This is a genomic window from Janthinobacterium sp. GW460-12-1-14-LB5 (assembly GCF_059423585.1).
In genome coordinates, this window is the sequence record NZ_JBWKYD010000014.1 from 1 (window position 1) to 22423 (window position 22423).

The 22423-nt window shown below is 61.2% G+C and carries 21 protein-coding genes; 13 read left to right on the forward strand and 8 right to left on the reverse strand.

The features are described 5' to 3' along the window. On the forward strand, positions 1-775 hold a 775-nt coding region (locus AC07X6_RS15630), incomplete at its 5' end, for an energy transducer TonB family protein (RefSeq protein ID WP_494791563.1). A 49-nt stretch (positions 776-824) separates the two neighbouring features. After that, on the forward strand, positions 825-3092 hold the full coding sequence (locus AC07X6_RS15635) for a TonB-dependent receptor domain-containing protein (RefSeq protein ID WP_494791564.1): 2268 nt from the start codon (positions 825-827) through the stop codon (positions 3090-3092). Between the two features lie 68 nt (positions 3093-3160). On the opposite strand, the gene AC07X6_RS15640 is transcribed toward AC07X6_RS15635, so the two are convergent. Beyond that, positions 3161-3568: a PRC-barrel domain-containing protein gene (locus AC07X6_RS15640; RefSeq protein WP_070291784.1), complete on the reverse strand. Its 408-nt coding sequence runs from the start codon at positions 3566-3568 to the stop codon at positions 3161-3163. A 247-nt stretch (positions 3569-3815) separates the two neighbouring features. Here AC07X6_RS15640 and pyrG point away from each other — a divergent pair, with 247 nt between their 5' ends. The 3 genes from pyrG to ftsB all read left to right on the forward strand — a co-directional run bounded on the left by pyrG (position 3816) and on the right by ftsB (position 7278). After that, a complete protein-coding gene (gene pyrG / locus AC07X6_RS15645; RefSeq protein ID WP_230541168.1) occupies positions 3816-5468 on the forward strand; it encodes a CTP synthase in 1653 nt (550 codons plus the stop codon). 141 nt (positions 5469-5609) lie between these two features. Beyond that, a complete protein-coding gene (eno, locus tag AC07X6_RS15650) occupies positions 5610-6893 on the forward strand; it encodes a phosphopyruvate hydratase (RefSeq protein WP_034750709.1) in 1284 nt (427 codons plus the stop codon). 61 nt (positions 6894-6954) lie between these two features. Continuing rightward, positions 6955-7278, forward strand: a complete 324-nt coding sequence (gene ftsB / locus AC07X6_RS15655; RefSeq protein ID WP_035821182.1) for a cell division protein FtsB — start codon at positions 6955-6957, stop codon at positions 7276-7278. Between the two features lie 309 nt (positions 7279-7587). On the opposite strand, the gene AC07X6_RS15660 is transcribed toward ftsB, so the two are convergent. The 5 genes from AC07X6_RS15660 to AC07X6_RS15680 all read right to left on the reverse strand — a co-directional run bounded on the left by AC07X6_RS15660 (position 7588) and on the right by AC07X6_RS15680 (position 13210). After that, positions 7588-7869, reverse strand: a complete 282-nt coding sequence (locus AC07X6_RS15660; RefSeq protein WP_494791565.1) for a hypothetical protein — start codon at positions 7867-7869, stop codon at positions 7588-7590. A gap of 152 nt (positions 7870-8021) precedes the next feature. After that, positions 8022-9152, reverse strand: a complete 1131-nt coding sequence (locus tag AC07X6_RS15665) for a glycerophosphodiester phosphodiesterase (protein ID WP_494791566.1) — start codon at positions 9150-9152, stop codon at positions 8022-8024. Beyond that, positions 9152-11560: a TonB-dependent receptor gene (locus AC07X6_RS15670; RefSeq protein ID WP_494791567.1), complete on the reverse strand. Its 2409-nt coding sequence runs from the start codon at positions 11558-11560 to the stop codon at positions 9152-9154. Before AC07X6_RS15670 ends, AC07X6_RS15665 begins: the two co-directional genes overlap by 1 nt. A 140-nt stretch (positions 11561-11700) precedes the next feature. Next, entirely contained in the window at positions 11701-12681 is a 981-nt protein-coding gene (hslO, locus tag AC07X6_RS15675) for an Hsp33 family molecular chaperone HslO (protein WP_474292327.1), read from the reverse strand. A 4-nt stretch (positions 12682-12685) separates the two neighbouring features. Further along, positions 12686-13210 (reverse strand): gamma carbonic anhydrase family protein, encoded by a 525-nt coding sequence (locus AC07X6_RS15680; protein ID WP_474292326.1) that lies wholly within the window; start codon positions 13208-13210, stop codon positions 12686-12688. Positions 13211-13416: 206 nt separating this feature from the next. On the opposite strand from AC07X6_RS15680, the gene AC07X6_RS15685 reads away from it, so the two are divergent. The 8 genes from AC07X6_RS15685 to bamC all read left to right on the forward strand — a co-directional run bounded on the left by AC07X6_RS15685 (position 13417) and on the right by bamC (position 20491). Then, a complete protein-coding gene (locus AC07X6_RS15685) occupies positions 13417-14292 on the forward strand; it encodes an alpha/beta fold hydrolase (protein WP_494791568.1) in 876 nt (291 codons plus the stop codon). A gap of 90 nt (positions 14293-14382) precedes the next feature. After that, a complete protein-coding gene (locus tag AC07X6_RS15690; RefSeq protein WP_230541162.1) occupies positions 14383-15216 on the forward strand; it encodes a 3',5'-nucleoside bisphosphate phosphatase in 834 nt (277 codons plus the stop codon). Positions 15217-15318: 102 nt separating this feature from the next. Further along, positions 15319-16203, forward strand: coding sequence for a protease HtpX (gene htpX / locus AC07X6_RS15695; RefSeq protein WP_494791569.1), 885 nt, complete (start codon positions 15319-15321; stop codon positions 16201-16203). Positions 16204-16241: 38 nt separating this feature from the next. Then, positions 16242-16865, forward strand: a complete 624-nt coding sequence (locus AC07X6_RS15700) for an L-threonylcarbamoyladenylate synthase (protein ID WP_474292323.1) — start codon at positions 16242-16244, stop codon at positions 16863-16865. Positions 16866-16958: 93 nt separating this feature from the next. Continuing rightward, entirely contained in the window at positions 16959-17636 is a 678-nt protein-coding gene (locus AC07X6_RS15705; protein WP_494791570.1) for a site-2 protease family protein, read from the forward strand. A gap of 42 nt (positions 17637-17678) precedes the next feature. Then, entirely contained in the window at positions 17679-18251 is a 573-nt protein-coding gene (locus tag AC07X6_RS15710; RefSeq protein WP_099666949.1) for a class I SAM-dependent methyltransferase, read from the forward strand. Between the two features lie 84 nt (positions 18252-18335). Further along, on the forward strand, positions 18336-19214 hold the full coding sequence (gene dapA, locus AC07X6_RS15715) for a 4-hydroxy-tetrahydrodipicolinate synthase (protein WP_034750679.1): 879 nt from the start codon (positions 18336-18338) through the stop codon (positions 19212-19214). Positions 19215-19294: 80 nt separating this feature from the next. Next, positions 19295-20491 (forward strand): NlpB/DapX family lipoprotein, encoded by a 1197-nt coding sequence (gene bamC, locus AC07X6_RS15720; protein WP_230541160.1) that lies wholly within the window; start codon positions 19295-19297, stop codon positions 20489-20491. 173 nt (positions 20492-20664) lie between these two features. Here bamC and AC07X6_RS15725 read toward each other — a convergent pair whose 3' ends face one another. Next, complete coding sequence (locus AC07X6_RS15725; protein ID WP_131687525.1) at positions 20665-20919, reverse strand: flagellar basal body L-ring protein FlgH; 255 nt, start codon at positions 20917-20919, stop codon at positions 20665-20667. A gap of 353 nt (positions 20920-21272) precedes the next feature. Continuing rightward, positions 21273-22394, reverse strand: coding sequence for a JmjC domain-containing protein (locus AC07X6_RS15730; RefSeq protein ID WP_474292321.1), 1122 nt, complete (start codon positions 22392-22394; stop codon positions 21273-21275). Positions 22395-22423 lie beyond the last annotated feature (29 nt).

The following is a 22423-nucleotide window of genomic DNA, read 5'->3' on the forward strand; positions in this document are numbered from 1 at the left end:
GGTGAATCCCCGTCCGGTATTGAGCTGGGGCATCGCCACGTCGCTGGTGGCGGCCGCCGCGCTGGCGCTGCTGCTGTGGGCGGCCTGGCGGCCTGCGCCCCTCGCATCCGCGCAATCGCCCGCCAGCGTGATGGTCGTGTTTGCGGCACAGGCGATGTCGCCGGAGACACAACAGGCGGCAGCGGTCGGGGCGCGCCAGTCGGCCGCGTCCAGCGCCGCCCGGCCGCCCAAGAGCGCCATCCGGCAAGAGGCGCTGCCCGTGCTGGCACGCGCCGCCGCGCCGGACATCGTTGCCGCGGAAAAAGAGGCGAAGGCAGCGGCCAGTCCGTCGCCTGATCCCGGCAAGGATGCCGCGAAGGAAGCTGCCGTGCCCGCGCAGGCCAGCAGCAGCGCCACGCCGGCGCCAAGTTCGGTGCGCGGTCCGCAGGCGGCGCCGTTCGACAGCGACACGCCATCGAACAGCGCGGCACCGGCCAGCTGGCAAAGCCGGGTGCTCGGTCACCTGGCCCATTTCAAGCGCTATCCGGGCGACGCGCGCCAGCGCAAGCGGGCTGGCGCCGCCTGGGTGCGCTTCCAGGTGGACCGCGACGGCAAGCTGCTGGCCAGCGAGCTGGTCACCTCGTCGGGCACGGTGCTGCTCGACCGCGAAGCCTTGCAAGTGCTGCAGCGGGCGCAGCCGCTGCCGGCCCCGCCCGACAACGTCTTGCACCAGGGCACGGTGACCGTCACCTTGCCCGTCTCGTTCAAGCTGGAGCCAGGACAGGACAAGGCATGAGGATGCCGATTGTATTCATTAAAAATCTAACATAACAAATCGAGGGTGTATGCATATCAAGATAATGGCACGAGCCGTGGGCGTCTGCATGGCGTTGCTGGCGCAGCAGGCATGGGCGCAACAAGCACAGGAACCGCAAGAGCGCGGCAAGGTCGCGTTTTCGCCGCTGAACGTATCGGGTGAAACTATTCCGGTGGAACAGCAGGCGCTGGAAAAACCGGGCGCCGTCAGCGCGCGCGGCGCGGACACGCGCTTGCAGCCCGTGGACCAGATCGTGCGCAGCATGCCGGGCACGTTTACCCAGATCGATCCGGCGCAGGGCGCCGTCAGCGTCAACATCCGCGGCCTGTCGGGCTTGGGCCGCGTGAACATGATGGTCGATGGCGTGAGCCAGAATTACTATGGCAGCGCGCCGTCGTCCGTGTCGCACGGCGGCGTGCCCAGCAGCCAGTTCGGCGCCCTGATCGACCCGAATTTCATCATCGGCGTGGACGTGTCGCGCGGCAATGTCGTCGGTGGCGACGGTGTCAATGCGCTGGCTGGCAGCGCCAATTTCCGCACCATCGGCGTCGATGACGTCGTCTTCGCCGGCGAAAAAACGGGGGCGCGCACGAAGATGTCGGCCGGAAATAATGGCGTGGGGCGCAGTGCCATGCTGGCCGTGGCAATGAAAAACCCGGCCTTCGATGGCGGCAGCGTCGGCTTCATGGCCGCCACCAGCGCCAGTGTAATCGGCAACAACTACAAGAATGCGAAGGGCGTCAACAGCGAGGAATTTGGTTTCGGCTACAACCGCTATTACAAGCAGAAACCCAAGTCGCAATTGCTCAAGCTGGACCTCACATTGAGTGATTTCCACTCGCTGGAACTGTCGGCACGCGATTACCGCAGCACGTTTACGCGCCGCGACATTCGCAGCGATGACTACTACGTAAAATATCACTACACGCCGTTTTCCGAATTGATCGACCTCAATGTGGTGGCCAGCAGCAGCCGTGGCAACCAGAAATACATGCCCGAGGCGCTGACCAATTTCATCAACACGAATGCGGCGAACCGCGCCGACGCGGTCGACATCAACAATACCAGCAGCTTCAGGCTGGCAGGCGGCGATGCGCTGGTGACCATCGGCGGCAAGCTGATGCGTAATAAATACAGCAAGCACGTGGAAAGCCTCGTCGACGATCCGGACAACCCGGATGCGAACCAGCAATCGATTGAAAACAATACGTTTGGCCCCGAAGGCGTGCAAAAGATCAGCAGCCTGTATGCGGGCCTGCAATACAACCGTGGCATTGTTCAGGTCAATGCGGGTCTCAACTACACGCACTTTGATTTGAGCGGCCACAAGCCGGCCTGCGATCCGCGCGTGCAGTGTTTCCCGCAAGGGGCGAGCAATATTGCGCTGAAGGAACATGGCATCAATCCTTCGCTGCTCGTTTCCGCGCAGGTGACGCCGTGGTTCCAGCCGTTTGCCAGCGCCGAGCGCACCATGCGCGGGCCGAATCCGCAGGAAGTATTTTTCTCGAATGACGGCGGGGCCTCGATGAACCCGTTCCTGAAGGGCGAGCGGGCGACCACCTACCAGCTGGGCTTCAATTCCAGCCTGCATGGTTTGCTGAGCGCCAACGATGCGCTCAATTTCAAGGCCCTGTATTTCAAGAGCAAGATCGATGGCTATATCACCAGCCAGTCCTTCCTCGTGTGCGATCGCGGCCGCAAGTGCAATATCGCGGAAGTGCTTGCCAATGACTGGCAGAATGTGGATGACTACATGACGAACATGTATATCTACATTAACTCGGCCACGCCCGTGTATTCGCGCGGATGGGAACTGGAAGCGCAGTACCAGCTGGGCCCCGCGTATGCGCGCCTGTCGTACACGCGCGAAACGACGCGCCAGCCTACCTCGATCGCCAGCGCCTGGTTCGGCGCGGCCGACATCAGCGAGCTGCCCAGCGTGTATTACAACCTCGACGTGGGCACGCGCTTGCTCGAGAACAAGCTGGAAGTGGGCGCCATCCTCAAGCACACGGGCTCGAACCGCCGCCTGTCGCCGGACAATGAAGCCGATGAAGCGACGGGCGAAGTGCTGAAGGCCGAGAATCCGAAGATCCCGGCCGTGATCGACTTGTATGCGAGTTACCAGGTCAGCAAGAATCTGTTCCTGCGCCTGTCCGTGCAGAACGCCATGAACAAGGATTTCTCGGAAGCGCTGAACCGCCTGAACTCGATGCCGTCCCAGTCGCAGGAAAATACGCCGCTGAGCACGGCGCGGGGCAGAACCTATGTGGCGGGGCTGGAGTACCGCTTCTAGTCAAACCCAAGTGCAAATACTGGGGTCGTACCCTGAGGGTACGACCCCGGCCCTGCGCTTGGGGTTGATTAATACTCGCGCGGCGTGGTGCCATAGTAACTATGGATCGACGTCGCCCAGGCGCTGTCCGCCATGTTCGGCCAGTTATCCGTGTCGAAGCCGGGCGCGTTTTCGATGCGCTCCTTGTCGACGTTCAGGGTGAAGCGCTTGTTGACGGTGTCGAGCAGCAGCGCTTCCCAGGGCACGGCGAACAGCTTTTCGCCGATGGTGAAGACGCCGCCGTGCGACATGACGGCGTAGGCAATCTTGCCGCTGCGCATGTCGATCATGATTTCCTTGATTTCGCCCAGGTGTTCATCCTTGGCATTGTGCACATGGTCGCCGATCAGGGTGTCGGCACCCATCAGTTCAGGGCCGGGGCCTTTGTGGCCGCGGTTGACATACATGCCGTAGGCGTCGCGTTCTTCGTAGCTCATGGTGGACCTCCTGTTGAAAAATCACAGTCTGCGGCCAGGGCCCGGCAGGGTCTGTTCGCTCGCCCACACAAAGTATGGAATTGGAAATATTTCAATTATTGCTATCAGGTAATTTTGTTGTGCGTAGACAGCAGGAGGGGGAGGGATAGTCGGTATTTGGCGCAAATTTCCGCGCGCAGGGGGCGACGCAGGCGGGCTTTAGTGTATAATTTCAATTTCCCGCACGTGCCGTTCGGCACCATCTGCAATGACCAAATTTGTCTTCGTCACTGGTGGCGTTGTGTCTTCCCTTGGAAAAGGGATTGCCGCCGCCTCCCTCGCCGCGATCCTCGAATCGCGCGGCCTTAAAGTCACCATGCTCAAGCTCGACCCGTATATCAACGTCGATCCTGGCACGATGAGCCCTATGCAACACGGTGAAGTATTCGTCACCGACGACGGGGCCGAAACCGACCTCGACCTCGGTCACTACGAGCGCTTCATCTCCACCCGCATGAAAAAGGTGAATAACTTCACCACCGGCCAGATCTATGAATCGGTGATCCGCAAGGAACGCCGGGGCGAATATCTGGGCAAGACCGTGCAGGTGATTCCGCATATCACCAATGAAATCCAGGATTACATCCGCCGTGGCGCCGAAGGCTACGACGTGGCCCTGTGCGAAATCGGCGGCACCGTCGGCGATATCGAATCGTTGCCATTCCTGGAAGCGGCGCGTCAGCTGAGCCTGCGCGCCGGCCGCAAGAACACGGCCTTCGTCCACCTGACCCTGGTGCCTTACATCGCCTCGGCCGGTGAACTGAAGACCAAGCCGACCCAGCACTCGGTGCAAAAGCTGCGCGAAATCGGCATCCTGCCGAACGCCTTGCTGTGCCGCGCCGACCGCGCCATCCCGGAAGACGAGCGCGCGAAAATCTCGCTGTTCTCGAACATCGAGGAAGACGCCGTCATTTCCGTGTGGGACGTCGACACCATCTACAAGGTGCCGCAAATGCTGCACGACCAGGGCCTCGACAAGATCATCTGCGACGCGCTGGACCTCGATCCAGCCCCGGCCGACCTGTCGATCTGGAGCAAGCTGATCTACACGATGGAACACCCGAAGGCGGAAGTGACCGTCGGCATGGTCGGCAAGTACGTCGAGCTGACGGAATCGTACAAGTCGCTGATCGAAGCGCTGCGCCACGCCGGCATCCACACGGAAAGCCGCGTCAACATCGAGTACATCGATTCGGAAGAAATCGAAACGACCGGTTGCGAGAACCTGGCCAAGTACGACGCCATCCTGGTGCCGGGCGGTTTCGGCAAGCGCGGCGTGGAAGGCAAGATCAAGGCGGCCCAGTTCGCCCGTGAAAACAAGATCCCTTACCTGGGCATCTGCCTGGGCATGCAAGTGGCCCTGATCGAATACGCGCGCAACAAGGCTGGCATGCCGAACGCGAATTCGACCGAGTTCGACCTTGATACGGATCAACCTGTCGTTGCACTGATCAATGAGTGGCAAAACCACGATGGTAAAGTCGAGTTGCGCGATGAAAACTCGGACCTGGGCGGTACAATGCGCCTGGGCGCGCAGACCTGCGCCGTCAATCCGGGCACCCTCGCCGCCGAGATCTACGGCAGCGTGGTGACCGAGCGTCACCGCCATCGCTACGAAGCCAATAATCACTACCTGGCCCGTGTCGAAGCGGCTGGCCTGATCGTCTCGGCCCGCACGCCGAGCGAAGATTTGTGCGAAATCATGGAATTGCCGCGCACGGGTGAAAATGCCCACCCATGGTATATGGGCGTGCAATACCATCCCGAGTTCAAGTCGACGCCACGCACCGGCCATCCGCTGTTTACCTCGTTCATCAAGGCAGCGCTGGCGCACAAGGAAGCCAACGCCGCCGCGGAATAACGCGGGTCGCGTGCGACAGTATTACCCGTAAGACAGCTCCCGGCCAGATGGTTCCCGCCGGGAGTTTCTTTGCCCCCTTTGTGCAATTGCGCATCAGAACGCAGTGTGCAGCCCCTGTTACGCTTAACTTTGGAGAATGACATGAGTGCTATTGTTGATATTATCGGTCGCGAAATCCTGGACTCGCGCGGCAACCCGACCGTCGAATGCGATGTGTTGCTGGAATCGGGCGTGATGGGCCGCGCGGCCGTGCCGTCGGGTGCCTCGACCGGTTCGCGCGAAGCCGTGGAATTGCGCGATGGCGACGCCAAGCGCTACTTCGGCAAGGGCGTGCTGCAAGCATGCGAAAACATCAATACCGAAATCTCCGAAGCCATCATGGGCCTGGACGCCAATGAACAGGCTTTCCTGGACCGTACCCTGATCGACCTGGACGGCACGGAAAACAAATCGCGCCTGGGCGCCAATGCCATCCTGGCCGTCTCCATGGCCGTGGCCAAGGCTGCAGCTGAAGAAGCGGGCTTGCCGCTGTACCGCTATTTCGGCGGTTCGGGCGCCATGCAGATGCCAGTGCCGATGATGAACGTCATCAACGGCGGCGCACACGCCGACAACAACCTGGACATCCAGGAATTCATGATCATTCCCGTGGGCGCCCCGTCGTTCAAGGAAGCCGTCCGCTACGGCGCGGAAGTGTTCCACACGCTGAAAAAGATCCTGCACAAGAAGGGCCTGAACACCAACGTGGGCGACGAAGGCGGTTTCGCCCCATCCTTGGCCAACCATGAAGAAGCCATCAAGCTGATCATCCAGGCCATCGAAGAAGCGGGCTACGAGCCGGGCACGCAGATCGCCATCGGCCTCGATTGCGCCGCGTCCGAGTTCTACAAGAACGGCAAGTACGAAATGGAAGGTGAAGGCCTGAGCCTGACGGCTACCGAGTTCACCAACCTGCTGGCGACCTGGTGCGACAAGTACCCGATCATCTCGATCGAAGACGCGATGCACGAAGGCGACTGGGACGGCTGGGCGATCCTGACGGCGGAACTGGGCAAGAAAGTGCAACTGGTCGGCGACGACCTGTATGTCACCAACACCAAGATCCTGAAAGAAGGCATCTCGAAAGGCATCGCCAACTCGATCTTGATCAAGATCAACCAGATCGGCACCCTGACGGAAACCTTCGCCGCCATCGAAATGGCCAAGCGCGCCGGCTACACGGCCGTCATTTCGCACCGCTCGGGCGAAACGGAAGACTCGACCATCGCCGATATCGCTGTGGCTACCAACGCCCTGCAGATCAAGACCGGCTCGATGTCGCGTTCGGACCGCATGGCCAAGTACAACCAGCTGCTGCGTATCGAAGAAGACCTGGGCGACATCGCCAGCTACCCTGGCCGCGATGCGTTCTATAATCTGAAGTAAGCTGATGTAAAACCCACTGGCCGGCCGGAGATATCCGGCCGGTTTTTTAACTGAATCCCCCATGCGCCTGATTACGCTCGCCCTGGCAGCCCTGCTGCTGCTGATCCAATTTCCCCTCTGGCTGGGTAAAGGCGGCTGGCTGCGCGTTGCCGACATGGAAGCCCAGGTGGCGGTGGCGAATAAAAAGAATATGGAATTGAAGGCGCGCAACGCCAAGCTCGAATCCGAAGTGCGCGACCTGAAAGATGGCACGGGCGCCGTCGAGGAGCGTGCCCGCTATGAGCTGGGCATGGTCAAACAGAATGAGATTTTCGTGCAGATCGTGCGCAAGGGACAAACCCCGCCACTGCTGGAAACGCCGGTGGACGCTGCTGCGCCACATTAAGAGAGTACTATTTCCCACTTGCCAGCCTGGACCGATTGCCAGGCTGACATGTCACATTACTACCTTGTTACCTTGTACTGCTACGCACGACTGGCCGCATGGCGCGGCGTGCTGCTGCCTTGCTGCTTGCTGATCAGAAACGGGCCTTGCCGGTCGTGATCAGGTAAAAATGGATGCTGGTGACCACGACGGCGACAGCGATCAGTGCGGTTTCGAGAAACATCATAAAATTTCCTTTAAATTATTAGTGCTTGGTTAGCGCAAAAAACGTCCACGGCGAGGCGCAGGCAACGCGCCCTGGGCGTTTTTTTAGCCGCGCGAGGCCAGGAAGCGCAGCTCAGCTGCCAGGTTCGGCATCAGGTGCTCGTAGCGGTTCGCTTCCGAGTTCAGCAGGGCGAAATCGCGCTTGCTTGGACGCACATAGCGCTCGTCATCGGCGCTGGTGGCTGTGGTGGCGATGACTTCCTTCTGTGCCAGTTCGCTGTACGGCTTGGAAGCGAGCAGGGCGCCCAGGAAGGCGCGCGTGGCGCGGCCCAGGTTGCTGAAGTAGTTGTCGTTGTCGTTGCTGTAGGTGTTGGTAAAAGTGGACATATGCCCTCCATGAATGGTCTGTTGTTGCATTGCACAATAATGGAGATTGCGATATGCGTCCAATTTCAAATTCCAATTTCAGAAATTCAAGAAACGAATAATAAGGGCGTAGCCGCCGGCCACGCCCTGAAAAAGAATTTGTTACCAAATGTTTATCCGGCGGCGATGCGTCCCAAACCGGGATCGTCGCTGAAAAAGCCGTCCAGTCCCGTCTCGATGTAGCGCCGCATTTCCGCCACGGAACCGGCTTCGTTGCGCGCATTTTCTCCATTGCCGTCGCGGAAGTCGGCCGCCAGGAAACGGTTTTCCGGACGGAAGGTCCAGGTGTGCAACAGCAAGCCGGCCTGGTGCGCGTCGTCGACGATGGCGGTGGGCCTGGCCAGGCGCTGGTCGGCGCCCAGCGGGATGATGCCTCGCGTTGGCGGCGCCACCACGTCCGCATAGGCGGCAATGTCGCGCAAGCCGGCCGGCGTGGTCATTTGTCCAAACGTCAGCTTGCCACCCGCCTTGACCACGTCCATCGGGCGGATATCACCGCCGACCACCAGCTGCATCAGGCGCACGTTGGCGCGCCGTCCCAGCTTCTCGCGCAGGTACTTCAAATTGGCCACTTCGAAGGACTGGATCTCGATCGGCGCGCGGCGCGTGTACTCGTGCGCCAGCATGGTCGACAGGAAACGGTCTTCCAGCGCCAGGCCCGCATCGCGGAAATACGTGGAACTTTTCAGCTCCGGCACGAGGCCGATGATGCGGCCGCTGGCGGCTGATTGCGCTGCAACAAAATCGATGATTTCTTCCCACGTGGGGATCTGGAACTGGCCATCGTACAAGGTGTTGCCGGTGCGTACTTTCGGCAGCCGTTCGATGGCGCGCAGGGTCTTCAGTTCGGCCAGCGTGAAATCGTCGACGAACCAGCCTTCGTGCCATTCGCCGTCGACCATCTTCTTGCCGCGCCGGCTGGCAAATTCGGGCCGGCGCGCCACGTCGGTGGTGTCTATCAGGTTGCTTTCATGGCGCGCCACGAGGATGCCGTCGCGCGTGGCCACCAGGTCCGGCTCCACGTAGTCGGCGCCGTCGAGGATGGCCTTGGCGTACGAGGCCAAGGTATGCTCGGGGCGCAGGGCGCTGGCGCCCCGGTGGGCGAACACGAGCGGACGGCTCGGGGGCGTGGCCAGCAGGCCGGCCGCAAAGCCGGGTGCGGCGGCCAGGGCCAGGCCGCCCACGGCCGCCTGGACGAAGCTGCGGCGCGAAAAGTGCCGTCGTGGGAGGATGGGCGCGCGCATCAGAAGTCCGCCGTCAGGGTCAAAAAGCCCTGGCGCGGGGCGATGGGGAAGGTGTTATACGTCTTGTCGGCCGCGCCCACGACCACGTTCAGCGCACCTTCGCGGTTGGCCAGGTTGCTGACGTTCACGCGCCAGCGCGGGTTTTTCAGCCAGCCGGCCATGGCCGGCAGCTTGCCCGACACGCCCAGGCCCATCAGGAAATAGCTGGGCACGGACAAATCGTTGGTGTACGTCGCGTAGCGCTTGCCCACATAGTCTCCCGTCAGTTGCACTTCGATATCGCCAAACGTAGCGGAAGCGACGAACTTGTTCAGCCACTCCGGCGAGCCCGGCACGTTCTTGCCCGCCGTCAATACCAGCGCGGCGCCATTGTTGTAATTGTCCGCATACTGCGAGCGGTTGTACGACAGAGCATTGTAGAACGAGAAATTGTTGCCGAAGTGCACAGTACCCGCGATATCGATGCCGTCCGTGCGCACGCTGCCCACGTTGGCCAGCACGGGGTTGCCACCAATGATGGAGGAAATCACGGGCGTGGGGCTGATCTGCAGCAAACGGTTGCTGAAATCGACGTGGTATACATTGACCTGGCCATCGATGGCCGTGATGGCGCCCAGGTTCAATGGGTGGCTGCCGCGCACGCCCACTTCATAGGTGAGGGCCGTTTCCGGCTTGGCGTCGCGCTTGAACAAATCAAAAGCGGCCTGGCTCGACAAGCTCCAGGGCGAGGCGCCGCCGCCGCCATAGGTGACGAACTGGCGCATGTTTTTCTGGATGTTGAAGTACAGCTGGTCTTGCGGCGTGAAGTCCCAGCGCGCGCCCACTTGCGGCAAAAACCATTTTTTCGTGTTGATGGTGCCGACGGGCAGGGCGGTCGAGCCGCCGGAAATGGCGCCCTTGGCCGGCTGCACGGGGAATTGGCCATCGGCAAACTGCAGGCTGGACTTGAAGCCGGCCTGCAGGGCGATATCGGGGCGGATGCGCCATTCATCCTGCAAGTGCAGCTGCACCACCTTGTTGTCGATCTCGCTGCCGTACTGCGTGATCAGAGGATTGCTGGGGCGGTCGTACGGCGAAGTGGGGTTGTTGACGTCCAGCGCATACCAGCGGCGGTAGGCGGATGAACGGTTCTGTTCCAGCCACAGGCCCGCTTCCAGCTGGTGATTGCCGATTTCCTTGCGCAAGGTGGAAAGGAAGCCGCCGCGCTTGATGTCGTATTCCGTCGTGCGCACGGCGTAGCCCGAGTTGCCGAATACCTGTTTCAGGTTCTGTTTCGGGTAGTACACGCTGAACAGGCCCGGCAAGCCAGCCACGCCGATGGGGCCGGCGACCACGCCCGCGCCGTCATCCTTGTGGTAATACACCTGGTTGGACCAGGTCATGCCTTCGGACAAGTTGGCGTCGAACTTGGCGTAGGCCAGGTAATCGGTGCGCTGCGCATCGCTGTAGTAATTGCGGTAATTGTTGCCGTCCGCGGCAGGCGTGGCGCCCGTCGGCGACAGGTAGTTCAGGGCCGCCTTGAAGTCCGGGTACAGGAAAGGGCGCGTGTAGGGCGAACTCGTCTCGCCCGCCACGTGCACGGTGCTGTCTTCGTTCGGCTCGATCTTGTCCGAGTAATTGAAGAACAGGGTCAGCTTGCCCGCTTCGCTGCGGTTGACGTATTTGGCGTTGAACTGGTCGCCGCCCTGGCGCGCATCGAAGTCCCAGGCCCGCGCTTCGTGGTGCAGGATGGAAAAATAGGCGCTGCTGCCGTCGCCGAAGGCGCCCGTGTCGTAGCGGGCAAACGTGCGCGAGGTGCGGTGGCTGCCCACCGTCTGCTGCACGCTGCCGCCCTGCGTGGCCAGCGGGTCGCTGGAATACGTTTCGATGGTGCCGCCCAGGTTGCTGGTCGAGGCCGTTGCCAGGTCGCCCGCGCCCGAGGACAGCACGACGCTGCGCACGTTTTCGCTGATGACGGCGCGCTGCGGCGACAGACCGTTGTAGTTGCCGTATTGCTGGTCACCGAGCGGCACGCCATCCATGGTGTAGCCGAGTTGCTGGCCGGAAAAACCGTGCACGAACAGCGACAGGTTTTGCTCGTTGTTGCCCCATGGATCGGCCGTCTGGAAGCTGACGCCCGGCAAGGTTTGCAGGGCTTTCAGGGGATTCGTGCCGGGCAGGATTTTCTGGATTTCATTCTTGCTCAGGGCCACCGAAGAACGCGTCTTGCGCGAGGAAATCTCCACGGTGGCCATGGGAGCATTATCGTCGGCAGCCGGGGCGGCGGCCATCTCGGTGGCGGCGGACGCCACGGCGGCCGCGACGGCCGTTTGCGCCAGCGCCGGCAAACTCAAGCCCGCGGCGCAAGCGCCCAGCAACACATGGAAGGAATGGCGGCGCAGGGCCAGCGTCAAGTGGGTGGTCATCATCAGCCTGTGGAAAATATTGGAAGTAATACAAGCTGCGCAGCGTAACGGCGGCGCGTGACGGGCTGATGACGAACTGATGACGGAACGATGACAGTGGAAACAATTGCGCCGCCTGAGGGGCGGCGCGGGGAATATTACAATTAGTTAATGCTTGCTGCGGGAGGGATCAGCACTTCGGCCGGCGCATCCGTGATGAACAGCTGCGCGCAATCGACCTTGTCGAATTCATAATGCTGGCCGCAGAAATCGCAATTTACGCCGACCTGGCCCACTTCTTCCAGGGTGCTGTTGACTTCTTCCTCGCCCAGCATCTTGAGCATATTGCCCACTTTTTCGCGCGTGCAGCTGCAATGGAAGCTCGGGTGCAGCGGGTCGAACACGCGGATCGTTTCTTCCCAGAACAAACGCTGCATCAGGGTATCGATGTCCGTCGACAGGATTTCCGCCTCTTTCAGGGTCGAGGCCAGCATCACGGCGCGGTTCCACGTGTCGAGCGCGTCTTCTTCCGAGACGGGCGTCGCTTCCGCCTTGCCGCCGTGGTGCGGCAGCTTTTGCAGCAGCAGGCCGCGCGAGACGGTGTCGTCCGTGGCCAGCCACAGGCGCGTGTCGAGCTGTTCCGAACGCAACATGTAGTTTTCGATCACGGTCGCCATGTCGTCGCCGTCCAGCGGCACGATGCCCTGGTACGGTTGCTGGCCCGGTACCTTGTCGGCCGGGTCCAGGGTGATGATGAAGCGGCCCTTGCCCGTGGCGTTGAGCAATTGCGGCACGGTGGCGCCGTCGGGGATGGCGGCGTCCGGGTCCAGCTTGGCCGTGGCGCGCAGGCGCAGGTCGGAATCGCACTCGACCACCATCAGGCGCACGGGGCCGTCACCGTGGATTTGCATGATGATGGAACCGTTGAATTTCAGGTTGGCCGACAGCAGGGCGGCGGCGGCCACCATTTCGCCCAGCACTTTTTTCACGGCCGTCGGGTAGGCGTGGCGCGACACCACTTCTTGCCAGGTGGTCGATACGTCGATGAACTGGCCGCGCACGGCGGCGTTGTCAAAAATAAACTTTTGCAGGGTATCCTGGCCGGTGGCGGCTGCGCTGACGGCGCCCGTGGTTTCAGTCGTCATTCTTTTATCCAATCTTCTTGAGTTGCGTATTAAATAGCTGGCCGCGTTGCACATAGTTCACGGCGTTGCCTTGTAGCCTGGTGATATCGTCTGCCGTCAGGGCCCGCACGGCTTTCGCCGGTGAGCCGAGGATCAGCATATTGTCGGGAAATTCCTTGCCTTCCGTGACCAGCGCGCCCGCGCCGACCAGGCAGCCTTTGCCGATCTTCGCGCCGTTCAGGATCACGGCCTGGATGCCGACCAGGGCGCCATCGCCGATCGTGCATCCATGCAACATTGCCTGGTGGCCGATGGTCACGTTCTCGCCGATGTCCAGCGGGTAGCCCGGGTCCGTATGCAGCACGGCGCCTTCCTGCACATTGCTGTTGGCGCCCACGCTGATGCGTTCATTGTCGCCGCGAATCGTGGCGCCGAACCATACGGACGTGTTCGCGCCCAGGGTGACCTTGCCGATCACGTTGGCCGTGTCGGCAACAAAAGCGGAAGCATCAATCTGCGGCGCATCGGCGCCCAATTGGTAGAGTGTCATCGTCAGCCTGTGGCGGTGGTGGAAGCGCCGGGCACGGCCGGACGCGGAAATGTACGCTATTTTACGCTGTTGCAGGACAAGTCCTGCCGCCGACCGCCAATCCGGTATAATTATCGAACGGTCGTACTTTTATGTGCGCACTATCTACAGACACAGCATGTGGCGCCATCCGCGCCACTTTCAAGGCAGGCAATCAGATGAAACCCATGAAACTTTTCCGTTCCGAATTCATCAACATCCGCGGCGCCCGCACGCACGTGCGCCACTGGGGCCGTGTAGGCGCGCCCATCCTGTTCATGGTGCACGGCTGGATGGACGTGGCCGCCTCGTTCCAGTTCGTCGTCGACGAGTTGCAAGGCGACTGGCACGTGATCGCCCCCGACTGGCGCGGCTTTGGCCTGAGCGACTATACGCAATCGGACACCTACTGGTTCCCCGACTACCTGGCCGACCTGGACGCCATGCTGCTGCACTATTCACCGGATCTACCCGTCAACCTGCTCGGCCACAGCATGGGCGCCAACGTGGCCGGTCTGTACGCGGGCGTGCGCCCGGAGCGCATCAGCCGTTTCATCAACCTGGAAGGCTTCGGCATGATGGCAACCAGGCCGGAGCAGGCGCCTGGCCGCTACGCCAAGTGGCTAGCCGAATTGCGCGAGCCGCCCGTCATGCGCAGCTATCCGAGTCAACAGGCCGTGGCCGAGCGCCTGCAAAAGACCAATCCGCGCCTGCCGGACGAGCGCGCGGCCTTCCTGGCGGAACACTGGTCGGCGCAGAACGAGGCGGGCGAGTGGGACATCATGGGCGACCCGCGGCACAAGCGCGTCAATCCCATCCTGTACCAGGTGGAAGAAGTGATGGCGTGCTGGCGCCGCATCACGGCGCCCGTGCTGTGGGTGGAGGCCGATGGCACGAATATGTGGCAGTGGATGGGGCCAAAGGAAGAAGCGCGCATTGAAATCGACCGGCGTTTGGCCTGCATCAAGGATGTGCGTTGCGAGATGATGCTGGACGCGGGCCATATGCTGCATCATGATCAGCCGGCAGAGTTGGCGCGGCTGGTGGAAGCCTTTTTGGCCTGATGTGTGTCTGGAACGCTGCAGCGCGATTTGACAAGCAGCGTACAATGAAAACTTCTTCCATGCTGAGCCCGTGCAGGGTATTGTTTTCACATGCTTAAAGTTGACCTGCATTGTCATTCGAATATCTCCGACGGCGTGCTGTCACCGGCCGCCGTGGCTGCGCACGCCCGCAAGGCGGGCGTCGATGTGTGGGCGCTGACGGACCACGATGAAGTCTCGGGCGTCGCCGCCGCGCGCGCGGCCGCGCTGGATCTGGGCATGCGCTTCGTGGCCGGCGTGGAAATTTCCATCACCTGGGCCGGCGAAACCGTGCACATCGTCGGCTTGCAAGTCGATGAAAACAATCCGGGCCTCGTGCAGGGCTTGCACCAGACACGCTCGGGGCGCGACGCGCGCGGCCGGGAAATCGCCCGCCAGCTGGACCTGGCCGGCATCCCCGACGCCTATGAAGGGGCCTTGAAATTCGTCGGCAACCCGGACCTGATGTCGCGCACGCACTTTGCCCGCTACATTGTTGAAATGGGGAAATGCGCGAATATCCCCGACGTGTTCAAGAAATACCTGTCCGAAGGCAAGCCAGGCTACGTCGAGCACCGCTGGGCCACCCTGGCCGAGGCCGTGGGCTGGATACGCGGCGCGGGCGGCGTGGCCGTCATCGCCCATCCGGGCCGCTACCGCTTCAGCGACATGGCACAAGGCGTGCTGTTCGATGAATTCAAGCAACTCGGCGGCGTGGCCATCGAAGTCGTCACGGGCAGCCACAGTCCGGACCAGTATCCGGAATACGCGCAACTGGCCAATGCCTACGGCTTCCTCGCCTCGCGCGGCACGGATTTCCATGCGCCGGGCGAATCGCGCGTGGATTTTGCCATGCTGCCGCCTTTACCATCGAATGTCACGCCCATCTGGCACGACTGGTTCTAGGGCACGGCTGGCCTGCGCCTGCCATGCGGGCTTGAAAATGCGCCTGTCCGTACTTATCTTTTCGTTATTCTTGTCATACATAGTCATCTGGAGCCATCGCCCATGAAACGCATCGTCCTTTTTATCGCAACCAACCTGGCCGTGATGCTGGTGCTGTCGCTCGTCCTCAGCTTGTTGGGCGTGGGCAATCCGGCGCGGGGCAGTACCTTGAACCTGGGCAGTCTGCTGATGTTTTCGCTGGTGGTGGGTTTTACAGGGTCGATTTTTTCCCTGTTGATCAGCAAGCCGATGGCCAAGTGGAGCACGGGCGCGCGCGTGATCGACAACCCGACCTCGCCGACGGAGTTGTGGCTGGTCAATACCGTGCGCGCCCTGTCCGAGCGGGCCGGCATCGGCATGCCGGAAGTGGCCGTGTACGAAGGCGACGCGAATGCCTTTGCCACGGGCGCTTTTAAAAATTCGGCGCTGGTGGCCGTCTCCACCGGCTTGCTGCAAAGCATGAACCGCGATGAAGTCGAAGCCGTGCTGGGCCACGAGATTGCCCACGTGGCCAATGGCGACATGGTCACCTTGACCCTGATTCAGGGCGTGGTGAATACCTTCGTCGTCTTCATGGCCCGCGTGGTGGGTTTCTTTGTCGATAATGTATTGCTGAAAAATAACAACCGCGAAGGCGGCGGACGCGGCATCGGTTACTTTGTGACCGTGATGGTGTGCGAAGTGATCTTCGGCTTGCTCGCTTCCATCATCGTCGCCTGGTTCTCGCGCCAGCGCGAATTCCGCGCCGATGCCGGTTCCGCCAAGCTGCTGGGCAGCCCCACGCCGATGATGCATGCGCTGGCCCGCCTCGGCGGCGTGCCGCCGGGCGAGCTGCCGCAATCGATGCAGGCGCTGGGCATCAGCGGCGGCAATGGCGGCTGGGGCGCGCTGTTTGCCACGCATCCGCCGATCGAACAACGCATCGCCGCGCTGCGCGGCGTACAATAATGCTAACTTAACAAGCTGGTTCGCCAGAACGCTGACACATGAGTCAATTTTTCCAGATTCACCCTGACAATCCGCAATTGCGCTTGATCAAGCAGGCGGCGCAAATCATCCAGTCCGGCGGCGTCGTGGCCTTGCCCACGGATTCCTGCTACGCGCTGGTGTGCCAGCTCGACGACAAGGGCGCCGTCGAGCGCCTGCGCCGCATCCGCGGCGTCGATGAAAAGCACCATCTGACCCTGCTGTGCCGCGACTTGAGCGAGCTGGGCGTGTACGCCCGGGTCGACAACCGCCAGTTCCGCCTGCTCAAGGCGGCCACGCCGGGCGCCTATACCTTCATCCTGGAAGCGACGCGGGAAGTGCCGCGCCGCCTCAGCCATCCTTCGCGCAAGACCATCGGCCTGCGCGTGCCGCAGCACCGCATCGTGCAATGCCTGCTGGAAGAGCTGGGCCAGCCGCTGCTGGGCGCGACATTGACCCTGCCCGGCGACGAAGACAGCCTGACGGACGCCGACACCATCCGCGAGCGGCTGGAAAAGCTGGTCGACCTGATCATCGACGGCGGCGTCTGCGCGCATGGCCCCAGCACCGTGATCGACCTGACGGGAGCGGAACCGGAAGTGGTGCGCGTGGGACGGGGCGACCCGGCCGTGCTGGGCTTGTAGGCGGTATCGCGCGTCCATCCTGCTGCCGAAATTTACCTGTCTTTAATGGCAACGTAAGAAAGTGTCCAGGACGCCTCTGGTAGAATCGCAGTCATGAGCGATTTCAATACGATAGTCCAGACCGTTGCGGTGTACCTGGTGCCGGTGCTGTTTGCCATTTCCCTGCATGAGGCGGCGCACGGCTATGCCGCCCGCTATTTCGGCGATCCCACGGCCTCGAACGAGGGCCGGCTGAGCCTCAATCCCATCCGGCATATCGATCCTTTCGGCACGATCTTGCTGCCCTTGATGCTGTATTTCACGATCCAGGTGCCGTTCGGCTATGCCAAGCCGGTGCCCGTCGATTTCAGCCGCCTGCGCAATCCGAAGAAGCAGATGGCCTGGGTGGCGTTTGCCGGTCCCGGCGCCAATTTCGTCATGGGCTTCGGCTGGATGATCGCCTTTGTCGTGCTCAGCGTGCTGCCGCCGACGGAAATGGGCATGTTTTTCCGCAAGATGGCGGGCGCGGGCGTCAGCGTCAACGCGGCCATGTTCGTCTTTAATCTGATTCCCGTGCCGCCGCTCGATGGCGGACGCATCATGACGGGCTTGCTGCCGATGCAGCTGGCGCGCCCGTACGCCAGCATCGAGCGCTACAGCCTGTACGTGTTCGGCGCCCTGGTGCTGCTGATGTACACGGGCATCCTGAACCGCGCCTTGCTGGCGGCGATCGAATTTGTCATCGGCATGTTTGTCACCCTGGTCACGCCCCTGACGGCCCTGTTGACTTGAAACAAGCAACTGGATGGTCGCACATAAATGATGGAAGTACCGATGCAAGTAACTGAACCAATATTAGAAACCGAAGCGATTTCCGGCTGGCTGCGCCGCTGGGCGCCCCTGATCCCGGGCGGCGAAGTGCTGGACCTGGCGTGCGGCGCCGGCCGCCACGCGCGCCACCTGGTGAGCCTGGGCCACCCCGTGATCGCGCTCGACCATGATCCGGAAATGCTGGAAAAGGCGGCCGGCACGGGCATCACCACCTCGCTGGTGGACCTGGAAGCGCCGGGCGCCGTGTGGCCCTTCGCTCCCGGCCGCTTTGCCGGCATCGTCGTCACCAATTATCTGCACCGGCCCCTGCTGGAAGCCATGGTGGCCAGCCTGGCGCCCGATGGCGTGTTGCTGTACGAAACGTTTGCCGAGGGTAATGAGCAGTTCGGCAAGCCGTCGAATCCGAAATTCCTGTTGAAGGAAGGCGAAATGCTGACCTGGGCGGTGCAGCACGGCTTGCGTGTGGTAGCGTATGAGGATGGGCGCGTGGAACAGCCAAAAGCTGCTCTGGTGCAACGAATTTGTGCCGTCCGGCCGGATTTTCCACGGTTGGCAGCCTTGCTGCCGACGTTTTGAGCGGCCATACTATGTCAGAATGCACCACAGGCGCGGGCTATCCGCTACAATCGTTGTTTTATTTATCGGCGCTATAAACTTACTATGATCAAGGGCAGCATTGTAGCAATCGTCACCCCGATGCACGCAGACGGCAGTCTGGACTTTCCAGGTCTGCGCAAGCTGATCGACTGGCATATCGCCGAGGGTACGGACGGCATCGTCATCGTTGGCACGACGGGCGAATCGGCAACAGTCAGCGTGGAAGAACACTGCGAACTGATCCAATTGACCGTCGAACATGCCAAGGGACGCATTCCTATCATCGCCGGTGCCGGAGGCAACTCCACGGCCGAGGCCATCAAACTGACGCGCTATGCGAAAGAAGCGGGCGCCGATGCTGTCTTGCAAGTCGTGCCGTACTACAACCGTCCTACCCAGGAAGGCATGTACCAGCACTTCAAGGCCATCGCCGAAGCCGTCGACATTCCCGTCATCCTGTACAACGTGCCTGGTCGCACGGTTGCCGACATGAGCAACGAGACCATCGTGCGCCTGTCCGCCATCCCGAATATTGTCGGTGTGAAAGATGCGACCGGCAATATCGGCCGCGGCATCGACCTGCTGCGCCTCGTGCCAGCCGACTTCGCCGTGTACTCGGGCGACGATCCGACGGCCATGGCGCTGATGTTCTGCGGCGGCCACGGCAATATCTCCGTGACGGCCAACGTCGCGCCGCGCGCCATGCACGAACTGTGCGTCGCGGCCATGGCGGGCGAGCGCGCCACGGCGATTGCCATCAATAACAAAGTTTTCCCTCTGCACCAGAAATTGTTTGTCGAGCCCAATCCGGTGCCCGTCAAATGGGCGATGGCGGAAATGGGCCTGATGCCTGCCGGCATACGCTTGCCACTGGTGCCGCTGGCTGAAAACTGCCATGCCACCGTGCGCGATGCCTTGCGCGACGCCGGCATCCTGTCTTAAGCCGAACTTCAAGCCCGGACTTGACCAGTCCGGACCTTCCCTGATTCCAGCTGCTACTTAGCTTCTTATCCAGTTACGACATGACTAATTGCAAGAAAACCAAACCGGCGCCTGCCACCATCGCCGTCCGCGGCATCGTCATCGGCGCCGTCGCAGCCAGCCTCGCGGGCTGCGGCATGATCAGTTCGGTAGTCGGCGGCGACAAGGTCGACTACAAGTCGGTCAAGAAAGCCAGCACCCTGGACGTGCCGCCTGACCTGACGCAATTGCAGCAGGATAACCGTTACTCCCTGCCGGATTCGAAAAACGGCGTGGCGACGGCTTCCGGCTACAACGCGCAGCGCAACGCCACGGCCGGTACCCCCGTCATCGTGGGCGCCGACGGCGTGGTGGGTGTCGTGCCGGTCACGGCGGGTAGCGTGAAGGTCGAGCGCGCGGGCAACCAGCGCTGGCTGGTCGTCAAGCAGTCGCCTGAAGTGCTGTGGCCGCAACTCAAGCAGTTCTGGGAAGATTCGGGCTTTACCATCGCCATCGACCAGCCCACGGCTGGCATCCTGGAAACCGAGTGGAACGAAAACCGCGCCAAGTTGCCGCAAGACTTTATCCGCAACACCATCGGCAAGGCCTTCGACTCGCTGTACTCGACGGGCGAGAAAGACAAGTTCCGCACCCGCGTGGAGCGCCTGGCCGACGGTTCGACCGAGATTTACATCAGCCACCGTGGTGTGGAAGAGGTCGTCACGGGCCGCGACAAGGAAACCACCACCTGGACCGCTCGCCCGAACGATCCGGGCCTGGAAGCGCAATTCCTGGCCAAGCTGATGACGCGCCTGGGCGCGGCCAGCGACGAAGCGCAGGCGAAGACGGCCGTCGACGCCGCCATCGTGCAGCCGCAGCACGCCAAGCTGGTGGGCGACGCCGCCACGCCGGCGCGCGCCATCGAAGTCGATGAAGGTTTCGACCGCGCCTGGCGCCGTGTCGGCCTGGCGCTGGACCGCGTCGGCTTCACCGTGGAAGACCGCGACCGCACGCAAGGCACGTATTTCGTGCGTTACGTGGATCCGGACGCGGTCAAGAAAGATGGTTTCTTCTCGAAACTGTTCAGCTGGGGTTCGTCGTCCGCCGACAAGGACAAGGAAGCGCAGCGCTACCGCGTCCTGGTCAAGGCGGGCAATGGTTCGACCAGCCTGGTCAGCATCCTCGGCAACGAAGGCCAGCCGGCGACCTCGCCAGTGGCCGAGAAGATCCTGGGCTTGCTGAACGAGCAGTTGAAATAAGCGCTATCGACGCGGCAGGCATCAGAACCTGCCGCATCTTAATAAAAAGGCTGGCCCGGGAAACCGGTCCAGCCTTTTTAATTGCCCGCGTCCCGCATTTTATCCTGCGGATAAAACACCGGACGCAAAAAAGCCGGCCCGAAGGCCGGCTTTCTTTCCTGCGGGGTGCTAAATTACTTAGCAGCCGATGCAGCAGCCGAAGCAGCCGAAGCAGCGTCGGTAGCGGCCGAAGCGGCAGCGGTTGCAGCAGCAGCAGCGTCGGTAGCGGCCGAAGCAGCAGCGTCAGCAGCAGCAGCTGGAGCAGCTTCAACTACTGGTGCTGGTGCTGGGGTTTCTACTACTGGTGCTGGTGCAGGAGCTTCTTCTTTTTTGCTGCAAGCAGCCAGAGCAACAACCATCAGGGAGGCGATCAGCAGGGATTTTTTCATTTGTTTTCCTTAATTATTTCAAAAAATAAATCAATATTGTTGCGATGAATAATTACCGGTAATTATCGCTCGTTAGGTCGTCTTCGAAGGCTTTTCGTACCAGGTGGTGCCTGCCAGACAACGGAAACTTCCTAACCGAATATTATAGCGATTTTTGGTGCGTCGCAATAGGAGCAAGAGGCAAATTCGCAACTATTTTGTGATATCGCAATATTTGCCGAAGCAAATTGCAAGCAAGTGTAAGCGATTTGCGAAAGCGCGACAAAACGATATAAAAATAATATGTTTCATTGCGCTGGCGCAGATGCTGCTATTTTACCTACTGTAATACCACTTTGCTACGACACCCTCATTCAAGCCAGTTCGATCCAGCCATCCTGATACCAGGTATATAAGGCATCCATCACGTCATCGGAAGCTTGCGCCACGGCCGCGCCATCGAGGGCACGTTCGTTGGCCAGGGTTTCCAGTGCCGTTTTATCGGCCTTGCCTATGGCAAACGATTCGCCATTAATGAAGACATTCTTGCCACGATACAGCATCAGGGTCTTGCGCGACAACACGACACCCTTCTTCTGTGCGGCGTCGGCGAAGCGGCCCACCGTCAGCGGCTTGGACAGCGGCGTGAAAAACACGTTGTGCTTCGGTTCCGACAGGTGTTCGCCGAGAAAAATGGTCACGTCTTCTTCCGTGAAGCGCACCTTGTTCATTTCTTCCGTGATGGTGCTGAGCATGTCGCGGGGGATTTCCGCCGGCTTGCCCGAGGCTTTCAAGTCCGGATCGCTGTAAATGCCCGGCAAGTCGATCGAGTCGGCCATGAATTGCAAGAAGGCTTCGCCCAGTTCCTGGAACGTGGGCGAGCGGAAACCGATCGAATACGTCTGGCAGTCGCCGATGGCCACGCCGTCGTGCGCATAGTGGGGCGGCAGGTACAGCATGTCGCCCGGTTCCAGCGTGAATTCTTCGTCAGGCGTGAAGTTGCTGAGGATTTTCAGCGGCAAGCCGTCGATCAGGCTCAGGTCCTTCTGCGCGCCGATGCGCCAGTGGCGCTTGCCCTGGCCTTGCAGCAGGAACACGTCGTAGGAATCGAAATGCGGGCCCACGCCGCCGCCATCGGTGGCGAAGCTGACCATCAGGTCGTCCAGGCGCGCGTCCGGCAGGAAACGGAACTGGCGCAGCAGGGCGTCGGCCTTGGCGCTGTGCAGGTTGGCGCCCTGCACCAGCAAGGTCCATTCCTTCTGTTTCAGCGAAGGCAGGCTGGTCAAAGGGCCTTGCTGCATGTTCCAGTGGCCATCCGCATGGCTGACCAGGCGCGATTCGACGTGGTCGAGGGTGGCCAGCTCGGCCAGGGCCTTGAAGTCGAACAGCGCCTTGAAGCCAGGCACGGCTTGACGGATCAACAAGGGTTTTTTATGCCAATAGTCGCGCAGGAATTGCGCCGGCGTAATATCGCCGAGGAGAGTTAATTTTTTCATGCGCCCATTATAACAACCGGAAATGCAGG

Excerpts from the sequence above, each read along its gene's own strand:
- AC07X6_RS15635 (WP_494791564.1), top strand. The coding sequence starts at position 825 with ATGCATATCAAGATAATGGCACGAGCCGTGGGCGTCTGCATGGCGTTG.
- AC07X6_RS15640 (WP_070291784.1), bottom strand. The coding sequence starts at position 3,568 with ATGAGCTACGAAGAACGCGACGCCTACGGCATGTATGTCAACCGCGGC.
- pyrG (WP_230541168.1), top strand. The coding sequence starts at position 3,816 with ATGACCAAATTTGTCTTCGTCACTGGTGGCGTTGTGTCTTCCCTTGGA.
- eno (WP_034750709.1), top strand. The coding sequence starts at position 5,610 with ATGAGTGCTATTGTTGATATTATCGGTCGCGAAATCCTGGACTCGCGC.
- ftsB (WP_035821182.1), top strand. The coding sequence starts at position 6,955 with ATGCGCCTGATTACGCTCGCCCTGGCAGCCCTGCTGCTGCTGATCCAA.
- AC07X6_RS15660 (WP_494791565.1), bottom strand. The coding sequence starts at position 7,869 with ATGTCCACTTTTACCAACACCTACAGCAACGACAACGACAACTACTTC.
- AC07X6_RS15665 (WP_494791566.1), bottom strand. The coding sequence starts at position 9,152 with ATGCGCGCGCCCATCCTCCCACGACGGCACTTTTCGCGCCGCAGCTTC.
- AC07X6_RS15670 (WP_494791567.1), bottom strand. The coding sequence starts at position 11,560 with ATGATGACCACCCACTTGACGCTGGCCCTGCGCCGCCATTCCTTCCAT.
- hslO (WP_474292327.1), bottom strand. The coding sequence starts at position 12,681 with ATGACGACTGAAACCACGGGCGCCGTCAGCGCAGCCGCCACCGGCCAG.
- AC07X6_RS15680 (WP_474292326.1), bottom strand. The coding sequence starts at position 13,210 with ATGACACTCTACCAATTGGGCGCCGATGCGCCGCAGATTGATGCTTCC.
- AC07X6_RS15685 (WP_494791568.1), top strand. The coding sequence starts at position 13,417 with ATGAAACTTTTCCGTTCCGAATTCATCAACATCCGCGGCGCCCGCACG.
- AC07X6_RS15690 (WP_230541162.1), top strand. The coding sequence starts at position 14,383 with ATGCTTAAAGTTGACCTGCATTGTCATTCGAATATCTCCGACGGCGTG.
- htpX (WP_494791569.1), top strand. The coding sequence starts at position 15,319 with ATGAAACGCATCGTCCTTTTTATCGCAACCAACCTGGCCGTGATGCTG.
- AC07X6_RS15700 (WP_474292323.1), top strand. The coding sequence starts at position 16,242 with ATGAGTCAATTTTTCCAGATTCACCCTGACAATCCGCAATTGCGCTTG.
- AC07X6_RS15705 (WP_494791570.1), top strand. The coding sequence starts at position 16,959 with ATGAGCGATTTCAATACGATAGTCCAGACCGTTGCGGTGTACCTGGTG.
- AC07X6_RS15710 (WP_099666949.1), top strand. The coding sequence starts at position 17,679 with ATGCAAGTAACTGAACCAATATTAGAAACCGAAGCGATTTCCGGCTGG.
- dapA (WP_034750679.1), top strand. The coding sequence starts at position 18,336 with ATGATCAAGGGCAGCATTGTAGCAATCGTCACCCCGATGCACGCAGAC.
- bamC (WP_230541160.1), top strand. The coding sequence starts at position 19,295 with ATGACTAATTGCAAGAAAACCAAACCGGCGCCTGCCACCATCGCCGTC.
- AC07X6_RS15725 (WP_131687525.1), bottom strand. The coding sequence starts at position 20,919 with ATGAAAAAATCCCTGCTGATCGCCTCCCTGATGGTTGTTGCTCTGGCT.
- AC07X6_RS15730 (WP_474292321.1), bottom strand. The coding sequence starts at position 22,394 with ATGAAAAAATTAACTCTCCTCGGCGATATTACGCCGGCGCAATTCCTG.